Annotated in this window: 10 protein-coding genes and 7 tRNA genes; 13 read left to right on the forward strand and 4 right to left on the reverse strand. The window is 69.0% G+C overall.

Annotation, left to right across the window (positions count from 1 at the left end; all coding sequences use genetic code 11):
• The first annotated feature begins 2 nt into the window (after positions 1-2).
• The 10 genes from NX773_RS05240 to NX773_RS05285 all read left to right on the forward strand — a co-directional run bounded on the left by NX773_RS05240 (position 3) and on the right by NX773_RS05285 (position 7,450).
• Positions 3-1,370, forward strand: a complete 1,368-nt coding sequence (locus tag NX773_RS05240) for an aminotransferase class I/II-fold pyridoxal phosphate-dependent enzyme (protein WP_258855282.1) — start codon at positions 3-5, stop codon at positions 1,368-1,370.
• Entirely contained in the window at positions 1,363-5,061 is a 3,699-nt protein-coding gene (locus NX773_RS05245; RefSeq protein ID WP_258855283.1) for an AMP-binding protein, read from the forward strand. Before NX773_RS05240 ends, NX773_RS05245 begins: the two co-directional genes overlap by 8 nt.
• Positions 5,062-5,146: 85 nt before the next feature.
• Positions 5,147-6,538 (forward strand): glutamate--tRNA ligase, encoded by a 1,392-nt coding sequence (gene gltX / locus NX773_RS05250; protein ID WP_258855284.1) that lies wholly within the window; start codon positions 5,147-5,149, stop codon positions 6,536-6,538.
• Between the two features lie 62 nt (positions 6,539-6,600).
• Positions 6,601-6,676: transfer RNA gene (locus tag NX773_RS05255), tRNA-Ala, on the forward strand.
• 27 nt (positions 6,677-6,703) lie between these two features.
• Positions 6,704-6,779: transfer RNA gene (locus tag NX773_RS05260), tRNA-Glu, on the forward strand.
• An 89-nt stretch (positions 6,780-6,868) separates the two neighbouring features.
• A tRNA-Ala gene (locus NX773_RS05265) sits at positions 6,869-6,944 on the forward strand.
• A gap of 20 nt (positions 6,945-6,964) precedes the next feature.
• Positions 6,965-7,040: transfer RNA gene (locus NX773_RS05270), tRNA-Glu, on the forward strand.
• Between the two features lie 90 nt (positions 7,041-7,130).
• Positions 7,131-7,206 (forward strand) — tRNA-Ala (locus NX773_RS05275).
• 9 nt (positions 7,207-7,215) lie between these two features.
• Positions 7,216-7,291: transfer RNA gene (locus NX773_RS05280), tRNA-Glu, on the forward strand.
• A gap of 83 nt (positions 7,292-7,374) precedes the next feature.
• Positions 7,375-7,450 (forward strand) — tRNA-Glu (locus NX773_RS05285).
• Positions 7,451-7,532: 82 nt separating this feature from the next.
• On the opposite strand, the gene NX773_RS05290 is transcribed toward NX773_RS05285, so the two are convergent.
• The 3 genes from NX773_RS05290 to NX773_RS05300 form a co-directional block, all read right to left on the reverse strand.
• Positions 7,533-9,446: a S8 family serine peptidase gene (locus NX773_RS05290; protein WP_258855285.1), complete on the reverse strand. Its 1,914-nt coding sequence runs from the start codon at positions 9,444-9,446 to the stop codon at positions 7,533-7,535.
• Positions 9,447-9,462: 16 nt separating this feature from the next.
• Entirely contained in the window at positions 9,463-9,726 is a 264-nt protein-coding gene (locus NX773_RS05295) for a hypothetical protein (protein WP_258855286.1), read from the reverse strand.
• Between the two features lie 64 nt (positions 9,727-9,790).
• The gene (locus tag NX773_RS05300) at positions 9,791-10,657 is read right to left on the reverse strand and encodes a hypothetical protein (protein WP_258855287.1); all 867 of its coding nucleotides are present in this window, start codon (positions 10,655-10,657) and stop codon (positions 9,791-9,793) included.
• A 393-nt stretch (positions 10,658-11,050) separates the two neighbouring features.
• Here NX773_RS05300 and earP point away from each other — a divergent pair, with 393 nt between their 5' ends.
• The 3 genes from earP to NX773_RS05315 all read left to right on the forward strand — a co-directional run bounded on the left by earP (position 11,051) and on the right by NX773_RS05315 (position 14,584).
• Entirely contained in the window at positions 11,051-12,199 is a 1,149-nt protein-coding gene (gene earP, locus NX773_RS05305) for an elongation factor P maturation arginine rhamnosyltransferase EarP (RefSeq protein ID WP_258855288.1), read from the forward strand.
• A gap of 65 nt (positions 12,200-12,264) precedes the next feature.
• Positions 12,265-12,840: an elongation factor P gene (locus NX773_RS05310; protein ID WP_258820606.1), complete on the forward strand. Its 576-nt coding sequence runs from the start codon at positions 12,265-12,267 to the stop codon at positions 12,838-12,840.
• A 148-nt stretch (positions 12,841-12,988) separates the two neighbouring features.
• On the forward strand, positions 12,989-14,584 hold the full coding sequence (locus tag NX773_RS05315) for an amidase (RefSeq protein ID WP_370662217.1): 1,596 nt from the start codon (positions 12,989-12,991) through the stop codon (positions 14,582-14,584).
• Between the two features lie 92 nt (positions 14,585-14,676).
• On the opposite strand, the gene NX773_RS05320 is transcribed toward NX773_RS05315, so the two are convergent.
• Positions 14,677-15,090 carry a TssQ family T6SS-associated lipoprotein gene (locus NX773_RS05320; RefSeq protein WP_258855289.1) on the reverse strand — a complete coding sequence of 138 codons (414 nt, stop codon included), beginning with the start codon at positions 15,088-15,090 and terminating at the stop codon, positions 14,677-14,679.
• Positions 15,091-15,094 lie beyond the last annotated feature (4 nt).

Below are 15,094 nucleotides of genomic sequence, written 5' to 3' on the forward strand. Positions count from 1 at the left end.
CCGTGCAAGAACCAACCGTGATCGACGAGGGCGATGACGACATCGAGGCGCTGGCCGCATCCGGCGCGCTGGCCGGCACCGCGGCCCAGTTCGCGCAGCCGCGCGGGGCCGACCTGGTGCGCCGCGCCGAGGCGCTGGAAGCCTGGTGCGCGACGCGCGCGGCCCACGGCGTGTGGCAGTATGCACGCGTGCTCGACGGCGCGCCGGAGCCGGTGGCCAGCGTGCGCGAGGAGGGGCTGCCTGCCGCGCGCGGGATCAACTTCGCCTCGCAGGACTACCTGTCGCTGGCGTCGCACCCGGCGGTGGTGGACGCCGCCGCGCGGGCACTGCACGACGCCGGCCCGCACAGCGCCGGGTCGGCCGTTTTGCTGGGGAACAGCCGGCTGTCGCTGGCGCTCGAGCAGGTGCTGGGCGCGATGCTGCAGGCGCCGCACGTGACGCTGTTCCCGACCGGTTGGGGCGCGGCGTTCGGCGCGGTCACCGCGCTGGTGCATGCGCGCGACCACGTGGTGATCGACCAGCTGGCGCACGCGTCGCTGCGGCAGGGCGCGGCCGCGGCCACGCGCAACGTGGCCCCGCACCGGCACCTCGATTGCGGCCACGTACGCGAGCTGCTGGCGCAGATCCGCGCGCGCGATGCCGACAACGGAATCCTGGTGGTGACCGAAGGGCTGTTCAGCATGGATTCGGACAGCCCGGACCTGCCGCTGCTGCAGCACCTGTGCCGCGATTACGGCGCCACGCTGCTGGTGGACGTGGCGCACGACCTGGGCGCGCTGGGGCCGAACGGGCTGGGCGTGCTGGGGCTGCAGAACATGGTGGGCAAGGTGGACATCGTGCTGGGCGCGTTTTCGAAGAGCTTTGCGTCCAACGGCGGCTTTATCGCCAGCGGCTCGCGCGCGCTCAAGCGCCAGCTGCAGCTGTTCGCCGGCCCGCACCTGTTCTCCAACGCGCTCTCGCCGGTGCAGGTGGCGGTGGTGCTGGAGAGCCTGCGCATCGCGGCCTCGGACGAGGGCGATGCACTGCGTGCTGACGTGATGCGCAACGCCTGCGCCTTGCGCGCGCACCTGGCCGAAGCGGGTATCAAATGTGGGGGCACGCCTTCGCCGATCGTGCCGGTGGTCGTCGGCAGCGAGCAGGTGGCGCGGCTGTCGGGCAAGCTGCTGGCGCGCCAGGGCGTGTTCGTGAACCCGGTCGAATACCCGGGCGTGCCGCTGGGCGCGGCGCGGCTGCGCCTGCAGCTGATGGCAAACCACAACCTGCAGCAGGTCAGGCGCGCCGCGCAGCAGATCGAGTCGGCACTGCACCGCGCCGGCGCCGTCGTGGAAGGGGTGCGGCGGCACCAGGTGGCGGAGGTGCGGCGTGCTTGACCACACCGGCAGCAGCGTACCCGTTCCGGTGTCGCGCCGGTTGGCGCTGCACGCGCGCGCAACGCCCACGCGCATCGCCTTCACTTTCCTGCGCGAGGACGGGCGGGCCGAGGACCTGAGCTATGGCGATCTGGCGCGCCAGGTCGAGCTGCTGGCCGGCCACCTGGCGGCGCGCGTGGGGCCGGGCGCGCGCGCGCTGCTGCTGTACCCGCCGGGGCTGGAATTCGTCGTCGCCTTCTTTGCCTGCCTGACCTGCGGCGTGGTGGCGGTGCCGGCGGCGATGGCCGATCGCCGGCATGCCGCACGGCTGCGCGCCTTGCTCCAGGATGCCGACCCGGCGCTGGTCCTGACCACGGGCGATTGCGCTGGCGCGGTTGACGCCAGCCTGGCGCAGGCCGGGGCGGCGATGCTGGAATGCCTGGCCACCGACACCGCGCGCGCAAACGCGGCGGGGCCGCTGGCGGAACCCGATCCGGACGCGCTGGCGCTGATCCAGTACACCTCGGGCTCCACGGCGCAGCCGCGCGGGGTCGAGGTGACGCACGCGAACCTCGCATCCAATGTCGATGCGATCGGCCAGGTGTTCGGCTTTGGCCCGGACAGCGTGATGGTCAGCTGGCTGCCGCTGTTTCACGACATGGGACTGGTGGGCAGCGTGGCCGCGCCGGCGGCGCTGGGTTTTCGCAGCGTGCTGATGGCGCCTGCCCAGTTCCTGCGCAGCCCGGTGCGCTGGTTGCGCGCGATCGGCGACTATCGCGCCACCTGCGCCGGCGCGCCGGACTTTGGCTGGCAGCTGTGTGCGCGCCGCGTGGACGAGGAGCAGAAGACGGGGCTCGACCTGTCCAGCCTGAAGCTGGCGTACAACGGCGCCGAACCGGTGCGCGCGGCCACGCTGCGCCGCTTCGTGGAGGCGTTTGCCGGGTGTGGCTTCCGGCCCGATGCACAGTTCGCGTGCTATGGGATGGCCGAGGCGACGCTGCTGGTGGCGGGCGGCCCGCGCGGCCGCGCGCCCCGGGTGCGCACCTTGTCCGCCTCGGCGCTGGAGCACAACCAGGTGCGCGAAGCGACGCCAGGCACGCGGGATGCGCGCGATATCGTCAGTTGCGGCCCGCCGGCGCCCGGGGTGACGCTGCTGGTGGCCGCCCCCGACAGCTGCCTGCCGGTGCTGCCGCGACGCGTGGGCGAAATCTGGGTTGCCGGGCCTTCGGTCGCGCAGGCGTATCGCAACCAGCCGGACCAATCCGCGCAGGCGTTTGGCGCAAGGCTGGCGGAGCAGCCCGGCGCTTCGTTGGCGGCCGGTTCGGCGTGGCCCGGGCCGCTGCCTGCGGGGCCGTTCCTGCGTACGGGGGACCTTGGATTCGTGCTCGATGGCGAGGTGTATGTCACCGGCCGCCTGCGTGACCTGGTTATCATCAACGGCAGGAACATCTACCCGCAGGACGTGGAGGAGGCGGCCGAGCGCGCGGCCGGTTGCGGCGCGCCGAACCGCTGCGCGGCATTCGCCGTGGAGACGCAAGGGCGCGAGCGGCTGGCCGTGGTGATCGAGGCCGACCGCGCGCTCGCTCGCGCGCTGCAGGGCGGACATGGCGCGGCCAGGGCCGAGGCTCTGGCGCAGCAGGTGCGCGCGGCGGTGACCCGCCAGTTCGGGGTGGCGGTGGCGACGGTGGCACTGGTGGGGCCGGGCTGCTTTCCACGTACCACCAGCGGCAAGGTGCAGCGCGCGCGCTGCAAGGCGCTGGCGCAAAGCGGCGCGCTGCCGCTGCTGTTTGCGGGCGGCGAGCGTCTGGCTCCCGCGCCTGCTGCGACAGTGGCGGCACCGGGCCGGGCGCGGGCCGACGCCATGATCGCCTGGCTGCGGCGCTACGCGGCGCGGCGCCTGGATTCGCGGCTGATGGACGAACGCCGCACGGTGTCGCCGCACGTGGTGCTGGACCTGGGCAACGAGGGCTTCTTCGGCTTGCAGGTGCCGCAGGCGCACGGCGGGTGTGCGCTTTCGTGCGCGGACACCATGCGGGTGCTGCAGCAACTGGCCGCGCTCGACCTGACACTGGCCACCATGGTCGGAGTGCACAACGGCCTGGGCCTGCGCCCGCTGCTGCAATACGGACCCGAGGCACTGCAGCGCGAGCTGCTGCCGCGCCTGGCAAGCGGGCGCCAGCTCGCGGCGTACGCGCAGACCGAGCCGCAGGCTGGGTCCAATCCGCTGGCGATCCGGGCGCGCGCCCGGCGCGTGGATGGCGGCTGGCGGCTGGACGCGGAAAAGCACCTGATCGGCCTGGGCGCCTGGGCGGGCGTTCTCACGGTGCTGGCCAAGGGCGTGGACCGCGACGGCTCGCCGCTGGGCCCGATGGTGCTGCTGGTGCCGGAGGATGCGCCGGGACTGGCGCACGGGCCCGAGGCGCTGACGATGGGCATGCGCGCGATGGTCCAGAACACGGTGCGCTGCGAGGGCGTGTTCGTGCCGGACGCGCGCGTGCTGCTGGCGCCGGGGGAGGGCATGCAGGTCGCGCACGACGCGATGGGCTTTGCGCGCCTGGGCGTGGGCGCGCTGTGCGTGGGCGCGATGAAGCGCTGCGCCCAGCTGATGACCCGCTACGCGGCCCGGCGCGAGGTGGCCACCGGCAGGCTGCTGGACAATCCGGTCAGCTGCGCGCGCCTGCACGAACTCACCTGCGCGGTGTGGGCGCTCGAGGCGCTGGTGGAGGCGATTGCCGCGGCGCTGGACGCGCGCGAACCGCTACCCCGGCATGCCTGCCTGGCCTGCAAATGCGTCGGCTCGGAACTGCTGTGGGAGGCGGCCGACTGGCTGGTCCAGATGCTCGGCGGGCGCGGCTACCTCGAAAACAACGCGGCGCCGCAGATGCTGCGCGACGCGCGCGTGCTGCGCATCCTGGAGGGGCCGACCGAGACGCTGTACATGCACCTGGGCGGTGCGGCCGCGCCCGACAGCGGCGCCGAGCGCTTCCTGGCCCACGGCCTCGGGCGGCCCGCGCTCGCGGCCGAACTGGGACGCACGGTGGCGTCGATCCGCGAGCGCGCCGCCGGGGCGCGCCGGTTTGCCGGGGACGGCGCGCTGGTGCAAGGGCTCGACTACCGCATCGGCGAGCTGTGCGCGTTCGCGATCCTGCTGGGCGCCGCCGAACGGCGCGCGGCGGGCGATGAGGGCGGCGCGCAGGCCAGACCGGCGCTGGAGTGGGCGCGCGCGCGCTACGACCGGGTGCGGCGCGCCATCGCGGCCGAGCAGGACGCGGCGCACGCCTACCCGTCGGCCAGCGTGCTGCTGGAACGGATCGGCGCGTACGCGGATGCGATCGGCGACGTCGACCAGCAGCCGGGCGGGGTGGACCAGTTGCCCGATCCGATGCTGCGCGCGGCGGACCTGCCGCAGCCGCCGGCCGCAGCTTGTGCGCCGGCGCCGCGCGCGGCCGGGGACTCCATGCGCCAACTGGTGCGCGAGAGCGTGACCCGCTGGCTGGCGAGCGACGGCCGCCCGTCCATGCCCGCGTTCGGCGACGACACCCCGTTCGCGGAGCTGGGCATCGACTCGCTGGCGACGGTGCCGATCGCGCTGGAGATCGAACAGCGCGCCGCGGTGCCGGTGGTGCCGGAGCTGCTGTACGACTACCCGACCGTCAACGCGCTGGCTGCCTGGCTGGAGGCGCAAGGCGCGCCCGAACAGGCGCGCATTTAGCAGGCCGCAAGGGCGGGTACGGCGCGGCAGCGCAGCGGCGGCAGGGTCGCGGTAAAATAGGCGTTTTACCAATTTGCATTACGCCATGACCGTCCGTACCCGTTTCGCACCGAGCCCGACTGGCTACCTCCATCTCGGCGGCGCGCGCACCGCGCTGTATTCGTGGGCCTACGCCCGCCATTTCGGCGGCACTTTTGTTCTGCGCATCGAAGACACCGACCTCGAGCGCTCCACGCCGGAAGCGGTGCAGGCGATCCTGGACGGCATGAAGTGGCTGGGCCTGGAGCACGACGAAGGCCCGTTCTACCAGATGAAGCGCATGGACCGCTACCGCGAGGTGATCCTGACCATGCTGGAGCAGGGCAGCGCCTACCTGTGCTACTGCTCGCCCGAGGAAGTGGAGGCGATGCGCGAGCGCATGCGCGCGGCCGGCGAAAAACCGCGCTACGACGGCACCTGGCGCCCCGAGCCGGGCAAGGAGCTGCCGCCGGTGCCCCCTGGCGTGCAGCCGGTGGTGCGCTTCAAGAACCCGCTGGACGGCGAAGTCACCTGGAACGACGTGGTCAAGGGGCCGATCACGATCGCCAACAAGGAGCTGGACGACCTGGTGATCGCCCGCCCGGACGGCACGCCGACCTATAACTTCTGCGTGGCGGTGGACGACTGGGACATGGGCATCACCCACGTGCTGCGCGGCGACGACCACGTCAACAACACCCCGCGCCAGATCAACATCCTGCGCGCGCTCGGCGCGCCGCTGCCGGAATACGGCCACCTGCCGATGATCCTGGGCGCCGACGGCGAGAAGCTGTCCAAGCGCCACGGCGCGGTGAGCGTGATGGAATATCCGGCCCAGGGCTACCTGCCCGAGGCCATGCTGAACTACCTGGCGCGCCTGGGCTGGAGCCACGGCAACGACGAGATCTTCTCGATGGACCAGTTCTGCGAGTGGTTCAACCTGGAGCACCTGACCGCGTCGGCCGCCCAGTTCAACAACGAGAAGCTGGCGTGGCTGAACAACCACTACATCAAGCAGGCCGACAATGGCCGGCTGGCCGAGCTGGCCCGCCCGGTGCTCGAGCGCGAAGGCGCGCGCCTGCTGTCCGGCCCCGACCTGCCGGCCGTGATCGGCCTGATGAAGGAGCGCGCCAACACCGTCAACGAACTGGCGGACGCGGCCATGCTGTTCTACCGCGTGCCCAAGGCCGATCCGGCGCTGGTGGCGCAGCACCTGACCGACAGCGCCCGCACCGCGCTGGGCCAGTTTGCCGAGCGCGCCAAGAGCGTGGAATGGACGCGCGCGGCGATTTCGGCCATGGTCAAGGAAGTGCTGGCCGCCAACGGGCTGAAGATGCCGCAACTGGCCATGCCGCTGCGCCTGGCCCTGACCGGGCAGCTGCAAACCCCGGCCATTGATGCGGTCGTGGAACTGTTTGGCCGCGACACCGTGGTCGAGCGCGTGGAAAAATTCATCTAAACGCAGGATGGCTATTTGCAGATTGCAAGACTGACGCTATAATCCTGCTTCTTCGCCGGTACGGGGGTATAGCTCAGCTGGGAGAGCGCTTGCATGGCATGCAAGAGGTCAGCGGTTCGATCCCGCTTACCTCCACCAACGTCGAAGAAGCAGTAGCAGTCCAGGGTCCCCATCGTCTAGAGGCCTAGGACATCACCCTTTCACGGTGAGTACCGGGGTTCGAATCCCCGTGGGGACGCCAAGAATTGGCAGTCGCAAGGCGTAGGGTGGGCAGGTTTCTGCCCACGCGTTCAGGCGGCGGCAGAGTAGTCGTAGTAAAAGCAGTACAACGGGGGTATAGCTCAGCTGGGAGAGCGCTTGCATGGCATGCAAGAGGTCAGCGGTTCGATCCCGCTTACCTCCACCACGAACAAATAGCAGTCCAGGGTCCCCATCGTCTAGAGGCCTAGGACATCACCCTTTCACGGTGAGTACCGGGGTTCGAATCCCCGTGGGGACGCCAAGAATTTGGCAGCTGGAGGCGCGTAGGGGGGGCAGATTCTGCCCACGCGTTCAGCCAGCCGCAGAGTAGTCGTAGTAAAAGCAGTGCAACGGGGGTATAGCTCAGCTGGGAGAGCGCTTGCATGGCATGCAAGAGGTCAGCGGTTCGATCCCGCTTACCTCCACCAAGGTTTTAGGTCCCCATCGTCTAGAGGCCTAGGACATCACCCTTTCACGGTGAGTACCGGGGTTCGAATCCCCGTGGGGACGCCAGGTTTGGCAGCGTGGGCGCGCAGTTGGAGACTGTCCAACTTCGCTGCCCGCGCGGAAGTACAATAGCAGCAAAGCAGTTTTAGGTCCCCATCGTCTAGAGGCCTAGGACATCACCCTTTCACGGTGAGTACCGGGGTTCGAATCCCCGTGGGGACGCCAGTTAAAAACCGGAGCAGACCACCGTGCATGCGCGGATAGGTGCTCCGGTTTTTCTTTGCCCGTTTGCGGCCCGTGTGGTGCGCTACCAGCCGCCGCGCACGGTGCCAATGCCGAATGGCAAGCCGGGTATGCCGGGAATGCCGCCTTGGGCCGCCCCCAGCCCGACCGGCTGCCCGAACGCCGCCTCGCCCATGAGCCCGGTCCCGCCGATGCCGCCGAGTGCGCCAAGGCCCATGCCGGCCATGCCCTGCAGCGGCTGCTGCCCGCGGCGGTCGGCGGCCATCACCGACCACCCCAGGGCCACCAGCGCGTCCGGCAAGCCGTAGCCGATGCGCGTCTGTTCGCCCAGCGTGACCCGGCGCGCGCTCATGCGGATGACCTGGAACAGGCGCTCGACCCGGTCGGCGTTGGGTGCCCGGCCCGGCCCCTGGAACGCCGGATGGTGGGCCAGCACCAGCGCGGCCAGCCCGGTCACGTGGGGCGCGGCCATCGAAGTGCCGTCCCAGGCGGCGAAATTGTTTGGCGGCACCGACGAGACGATGGCCACGCCCGGTGCGCACACGTCCACGCGCGGCCCGTAGCAGCTGAACCGCGCGGTGAAGAAGCCGTCCGCATCGACGTCGCCGTTCATGGTCTGGCTGTGGTAGCTGTCGGGCGGAAACTCCCCGGCCTTGCCGATCGCGGCCACGGCCAGCACATGCGGCGACGAGGCCGGGTACTGGACCGCGTCGCCGCTGTTGCCCGCCGCGGCGATACAGGCCACGCCGAAGCGCTTGGCGCGCAGGATCTGTTGTTCCAGCGCCTCGGACGGTTCGGTGCCGCCCAAACTCAGGTTGGCCACGTCGATCTGGTGCTCGATGCAATATTCGAGCGCCTCGATCAACTGGCTCACCTGGCCGCCGGGGAACAGCTTGCAGACGTGGATTTCCGCTTCCGGTGCAAAGCCGCGGATGCCAAAGGTGGGGTCGGCGCCACCGATCACGCCCGAGCAGTGCGAGCCATGCCCAAGCTGGTCCTGGTTCCAGGCGCCCGGATCGGTATCTTTATCAATGATGTCGAAGCCCGCGCCGATCTGCCGCAGGTTGGTGTGGCTGGTGGCAACGCCTGAATCGATCACCGCGATCCTGACGCCGCGGCCACGGAACTCGGGCGGCAGCTTGTCCATGCGCATGGCGCGCTGGCCCCAGCCGATGGTGTTCTGGGCCGGGAAGCCCGACAAGCCGCGCCACGCGGATAGCGGGCGCAGGGTGACCACGTTCGGCTCGGTGGCGGACAAGTCGGGGTCGCGCTGGTAAAAGCTCCAGAAGTCCGATTTTGGCTTGACGTACAGGCCGCGCACCGTGTGCGGGTTTTCGCCGTACATGGTGATGGTGGCGGTGCCGTCCTGCCCGGTCACGCCGCTTGCCGGCAGCAGGCTGCCGAACAGCGAGACCTCGGCCTCGGGCACGGGCGCGCCGCTGCCGTCCAGCACCAGCACGGCAAGCGACATTGCCGGGCCCGCGGCCGGAGTGAGCGAGGCGACCAGATTCGGCTGGCGCAAGGCCGGCTCGAACAGTTGCAGGTGCTGGTCGCGCTCGACCAGCAGGCGGCCCTGGCCCTGCAGGTGCAGTTCCTGCGCCTTCTGGTCGGTCATGCGCGCCACCAGCACGCCCTCGGCGTGGCCGCCGCCCATGCCCTCGGCCAGCGGGCTGGCCGCGCGGCGGTCGCCCACCAGGCCGACCACCTCGATATCAGGCGCGGCGCGCAGGGCTTGCTCGACCGTGCTCAGCGACAGCGGCTGGAAGGCCATCGGCAGCACGCCGAGCGGGCCCATCTGCACCATCGGCTGGCGTGGCGCGACCAGGAAACGCTTCTTGCGTTCGCCCACCACGTGGCCGCGCGGTTGCCGGCTGGCGCTGGCGCCGCTCTCGGGCGGCGCTCCGGCGCCTTGCGGATTCTGTGGCGCCGCGCCTTGCGCCGGCTGCGCGCCCTGTCCGCTGGTTGGTTCCTTTGGCATGTGTATTCCTTTCGATTCAGGCCGGACCGTGACCGAACAGCGACAGCGGCCGGTCCGGTTCGATCATCAATTGGTTGGTGCTGGCAAAGCGTTGCGCGAGCTGTTGCGCGGTCGCCTCGTCGGTCTGGATGACCACCGTGTGCGGCTGCTGCGCCGGGCCGATGGCCTCGACCAGCTGGATGGCAGGCTCGCTCTGCAGGCCGGCGATGAAGCCCTGCAGCGGCGCGCTGTCGCCGGCGGCGCGCACGATGTAGCGCTGCTGGTTGGGTGCTTGGGGCATGACGTGTTCCTCTCGTTTGAAAAACCTCCCGCAAGCGCCGCGGGAGGTCCGGTTCAGCCTGTGATCAGTGCAGCGTCTGGCCGCCTTGGCCCTGCTGGCCACCCTGCATGCCCTGGCCCATCCCCTGGCCCGGCTGGTACTGCTGCATGCCGCCCATGCCTCGGTATTGCGAGGCAATGGCCTGTTGCTGCAGCCAGTTGCTGTACGGGTCCGCGCCGAACGGCAGCATCTGGCCGAGCTGGGCGGCCGCGCCGCCGATCGCGCTGCCCAGCCCTTGCTGGCCGAGCCAGCCGCCGACGGTGGAGCCGATCGGCTGCGCATACTGGCCGACCAGATTGCCGAACCAGCCCTGCGGCTGCATCTGGCCGCCGCCCATGCCCGGTTGCTGGAACTGCTGCGGTTGCTGTTGTTGCTGGATCTGCTGCAACTGCTGCATCAGCTGTTGTTGCAGTGCCTGGTGCAGCAGCGGGTGCGACTGCATGACGGTGTGCGCCAGCAGCGGATGCTGCAGCGCTTGCTGGAGCATGGGGTGCTGCTGCACCAGCTGTTGCGCAGCCTGGGGGTTCTGCAGCGAGGCCTGCAGCAACGGGTGCGTGGACAGCAGCTGCTGCGCCAGCGCCGGCTGCTGCGCGATGGCCTGCAGCAGCGGATGTTGCTGGAGGAACTGGCCGACGATCTGTGCGCCTTGCTGTCCGCCGCCGATGCCGCCGCCATAGCCCTGCATGCCTTGCGGCTGGGCGCTGAACGGCAAAATGCCGCCGAGGAAGCTGCCGGCTGCCTGGCCGATCTGGCCGCCCAGCTGCGGGTTGCCAAGCCAGCTGCCGATGCCGCTGCCGATCTGGCCGCCGAGCGGAGCGCCGAAGGTGCTGCCAAAGAAGCCTTGCGGCTGGAACTGTGGTTGTCCGTACCCTGCTTGTTGGAACTCGTTCATGATTCACCCCTTCTTGTTCAATGTGAGTGCAGCCGCCGGCCCTGGGGCCTGTCACGGTCGGTCACAAGCAGCTGTGCCCGACTCGCGTTCCCTTACGCACCACGGCAAACGGCAGCGTGCGATCAAGCGCCTCACCCATCCGGTAAGGTCAGGTGTGTCAGGCGGGAGGAAGAACGCTCAAGCGGACGAATCCGCCAAAGCGCAGCTGGTACGGGGTCTTGGACAGGGTGGGGTAGGTGAAGTTTTTCGACGGGCAGGGCAAAATCGGGCTCGCCGGCCGCTGCTTGCGATGCCGCAGATGAACGGCTGCCGGCCCTTGCGCGGCGGCGCGGCAAGCGTTAATCGCGCGCGGGTCGGGTAGAATGGCGGCCCGCGCTGCCTGGCTCCATCGACATGTCCAACACTCCACGTACCCTGGTCATCTTTTGCAAAGTCGTCGACAACTACGGCGACATCGGCATCTGCTGGCGCCTGGCGCGCCAGTTGCACCACGAGCACGCGCTTGCGGTGACGCTGTGGGTGGACGACCTGGCCAGCTTTCGCCGCATCTGCCCCGAGGTGGACACCGGCGCCGCGCTCCAGCAGGTGCAGGGCGTCGCGGTGCGCCACTGGCAAGGACAGGACGGGCAGTTCGATCCGGGCGAGGTGGCCGACATCGTCATCGAATTCTTCGGCGTGGACATTCCGCCCGGCTATGCCGAGGCCATGGCGCGGCGCGAACCGCGGCCGGTCTGGATCAACTACGAGGGTCTGAGCGCCGAGGAATGGGTCGAAGGCTGCCACCGGCTGCCGTCGATGCATCCACGCTTGCCGATCACCAAGTATTTCTTTTTCCCTGGCTTTACCGGCAAAACCGGCGGACTGCTGCACGAGGCCGGTCTGGACGAGGCACGCCAGGCGTTCCAGTCCGATCGCGCCGCCATGGCCGCGTTCCTGGCGCGCTTTGGCGTCACCGATGAGGAGATGGACACGCTCAAGGTCTCGCTGTTCTGCTATCCGCATGCCCCGGTCGCGGCGCTGCTCGAGGCGTGGGAAGCGGAGGGCACGGCGCTGACCTGCCTGGTGCCCGAGGGCGTGGCGCGCGACGCGGTCGAGGCCTTCCTGGGCCAACCGGCGCAGGCCGGCGCGTACGGCAAGCGGGGGGCGGTCACGCTCCGGGTGCTGCCGTTCGTGCCGCAACCGGACTACGACAGGCTGCTGTGGGCCTGCGACATCAACTTTGTGCGCGGCGAGGATTCGTGGGTGCGCGCGCAGTGGGCGGGGCGCGCCTTCGTCTGGCAGATCTACCCGCAGGACGAGAACCTGCACCACAAGAAGCTGCGCGCGTTCCTGCAGCGCTACGCCGGCGGCCTCCCCAGCGTGGAGCGCTTCATGCTGGGCTGGAACGACGCAGCCGTGATCGGCGACTGGCAGGCCGCGTGGCTGGCGCTCAAGGAGGACTTGCCGGCCATCGCGCGGCGCAACGCCGCCTGGCAGCACGCGGTGTTGGAAAACGGCGACCTGGTCACGCAACTGCTCAGCTTTGCGCGCTCGGCCGGGTAGGCTGGCGCCGAAAAACATGGTATGATGCCCGGTTACTGCAACCTACAAATAAACGCATACACCCTATGAAACCCGCAAAAGAAATTCGTGTTGGCAATATCATTATGGTTGACGGCAAGCCCTTCATCGTGCTGCGTTCCGACGTCAACGGTTCGAGCCGCACGGGCTTCACTTACAAGTGGAAGATGAAGAATCTTCTGACGAACGCGCCGCTGGAAAACGTGTTCCGCGGCGACGACAAGTTCGACGTCGTCATTCTCGACAAGAAGCCGGTGACCTACTCGTACTTCGCCGACCCGCTGTACGTCTTCATGGACGAAGAGTACAACCAGTACGAAATCGAAGAAGAAAACCTGGGTGATGCGCTGCACTACCTGAAGGATGGCATGGAGTGCGAGGCCGTGTTCTACGACGGCAAGGCAATTTCGGTCGAACTGCCGACCACCATCGCGCGTCAGGTCGTGTACACCGAGCCGGCCGTCAAGGGCAACACCTCGGGCAACGTGCTGAAAGACGCCCGTATCGAGAACGCCATCGAGTCGAAGCAGCACACCGTCCAGGTGCCGCTGTTCGTCAGCAACGACGACGTCATCGAAATCGACACCCGCACCAACGAGTACAAGCGCATCGTTCGCGCCTAAGCTCGCTTGCGCCGGCTTGCCGGCGTAAAGACACACAAAAAGCACGCCCGGTTCGCCGCGCGTGCTTTTTCTTTTGCGGCTGGCCGGGCCTTGCTTGAGCGAACAATTTTGCTGCTATGCTGTTGCCTCTACAAAATTGGAGGCAGGAATGGATCGCAGGGATTTCGTTCATCTTGGACTGGCTGCCGGCGCCATGGCTGGCATGGCGGATGCGGGCGCGGCGGCATTGCCGGCAGCAGGCAATGGCGCGCTGCTGGACGCCGGCGTGGCCGAGCAGCAGGCGGCCATGAAGGCCGGCAAGCTGAGCTCGCGCGCGCTGGTGTCGCACTACCTGGCGCGCATCGCCGCGATTGACAAGGCTGGCCCCAGGCTGCACGCAATCATCGAGCTGAATCCGGATGCGCTGGCGATTGCCGAGTCGCTGGACCGCGAGCGTGCCGCCGGCAAGCTGCGCGGCCCGCTGCACGGCATCCCGGTGCTCCTGAAGGACAATATCGCCACCGCCGACAAGATGAGCACCAGCGCCGGCTCGCTGGCGCTGGACGGCGTGCGCGCCAGCCGCGACGCGCACGTGGCGGCGCGCCTGCGCGAGGCGGGCGCGGTCATCATCGGCAAGACCAACCTGTCGGAGTGGGCCAACATGCGCTCGACCCATTCGATCAGCGGCTGGAGCGGGCGCGGCGGCCAGACGAAGAACCCGTACGCACTGGACCGCAACACCAGCGGTTCCAGCTCCGGTTCGGCCTCGGCCATCGCGGCCAGCCTGGCCACGCTGGCGGTGGGCACCGAGACCGACGGCTCGATCGTGTCGCCGTCCTCGACCTGCGGCATCGTCGGCATCAAGCCCACGCTGGGACTGGTCAGCCGCAGCGGCATCATCCCGATCGCGCACTCGCAGGACACGGCCGGCCCCATGACCCGCACCGTCGCCGACGCTGCGCTGCTGCTGGCCGCGCTGGCCGGCAGTGACGCCAGCGACGCCGCCACCAAAGAGGCGAACGCGCGCGCCACCGACTACGCGGCCGCCTTGCGCCGCGACGGCCTGCAGGGCAAGCGCATTGGCGTGGCGCGCAACTTTTTCGGCAGTAACGACGCGGTGGACGCGATCATCGAAAAGGAGCTGGAAATCCTGAAGGCGCAGGGCGCGACCCTGGTGGACGTGCAGCTGCCCAACATCGACAAGTACAACGACACCGAGACCACGGTGCTGCTGTACGAATTCAAGCCCGACCTGAACGCTTACCTGGCAAACTACGCGCCGCACGCGCCGGTCAAGAACATGGCCGACGTGATCGCCTTCAACCAGAAGAACGCTGCGCGCGAGATGTCGTACTTCCAGCAGGAACACCTGGTTGCGGCCGAAGCCAAGGCCGGGCTCGACGCCAAGGAATACCAGGAGGCGCTGGCGAACAACCTGCGCTACTCGCGCGAGGAAGGCATCGACCAGGTGCTGCGCGAGCACAAGCTCGATGCGCTGGTGGCGCCGACCGGGGGGCCGGCCTGGGTGACGGATTACATCAACGGCGACCACTACGGCGGCAGCTTCTCGTCGCCGGCGGCGGTGGCGGGCTACCCGCACATCACAGTTCCGGCGGGCTACACGCACGGACTGCCGGTCGGCATGTCGTTCGTGGGCACGGCGTGGAGCGAAGCGGCGCTGATCGGCATGGCCTACGCCTACGAACAGGCCAGTGCCCGCCGCCGTGCACCGACCTTCCCGGCGTCCGTCACCGTCAAGCTTTGATCGTAGGGTGGGCAGGTCTCCTGCCCACATCCAACTCAAGCTTGCGCTGCTCGAACGCATGGGCAGGAATCTGTCCACCCTACGAAGGAGGATTAGCGGTTGTTTTTGGCCTTCGCGAATACCGGCCCCCACAGCGGGTGCCCGTGCTCGCCCGGCTCCAGGTCGAACCTGGGATCCAGCTTGATTGCCCGCTCGAACGCGCGCTGGCATTGGGAGGGCCGGCTGGTCACGCAATAGCTGAACGCGGTGTACTTGAGCGCGGTGACGCGCGCATTCACCGAGCCGTTGGCGATCTCGCGCGAGGACAGCCGCTTGATCGCGCCATTGAAATCGCCTTCGTTGTACAGATGGATTCCCTCGCGCAGGGCGGCCGGCTCGCGCGTGGCGGACAGGCTTTCGGCGCGCGGGTGCGGCTGGGCCGGTGTGCTGCCGAACAGGTCGGGCATGTCGGCGCAGCCGGCCAGCAGGCTGGCCGCAAGCAGCGTGGACAGGAAGATGGTTCTCATGACA

The organism is Massilia solisilvae, assembly GCF_024753215.1.
Lineage (GTDB): Bacteria > Pseudomonadota > Gammaproteobacteria > Burkholderiales > Burkholderiaceae_D > Telluria > Telluria solisilvae.

Coding starts and splice junctions, on each gene's coding strand:
- NX773_RS05315 (WP_370662217.1), top strand. CDS start 12,989: ATGGATCGCAGGGATTTCGTTCATCTTGGACTGGCTGCCGGCGCCATG.
- NX773_RS05295 (WP_258855286.1), bottom strand. CDS start 9,726: ATGCCCCAAGCACCCAACCAGCAGCGCTACATCGTGCGCGCCGCCGGC.
- NX773_RS05290 (WP_258855285.1), bottom strand. CDS start 9,446: ATGCCAAAGGAACCAACCAGCGGACAGGGCGCGCAGCCGGCGCAAGGC.
- NX773_RS05310 (WP_258820606.1), top strand. CDS start 12,265: ATGAAACCCGCAAAAGAAATTCGTGTTGGCAATATCATTATGGTTGAC.
- earP (WP_258855288.1), top strand. CDS start 11,051: ATGTCCAACACTCCACGTACCCTGGTCATCTTTTGCAAAGTCGTCGAC.
- NX773_RS05320 (WP_258855289.1), bottom strand. CDS start 15,090: ATGAGAACCATCTTCCTGTCCACGCTGCTTGCGGCCAGCCTGCTGGCC.
- NX773_RS05300 (WP_258855287.1), bottom strand. CDS start 10,657: ATGAACGAGTTCCAACAAGCAGGGTACGGACAACCACAGTTCCAGCCG.
- gltX (WP_258855284.1), top strand. CDS start 5,147: ATGACCGTCCGTACCCGTTTCGCACCGAGCCCGACTGGCTACCTCCAT.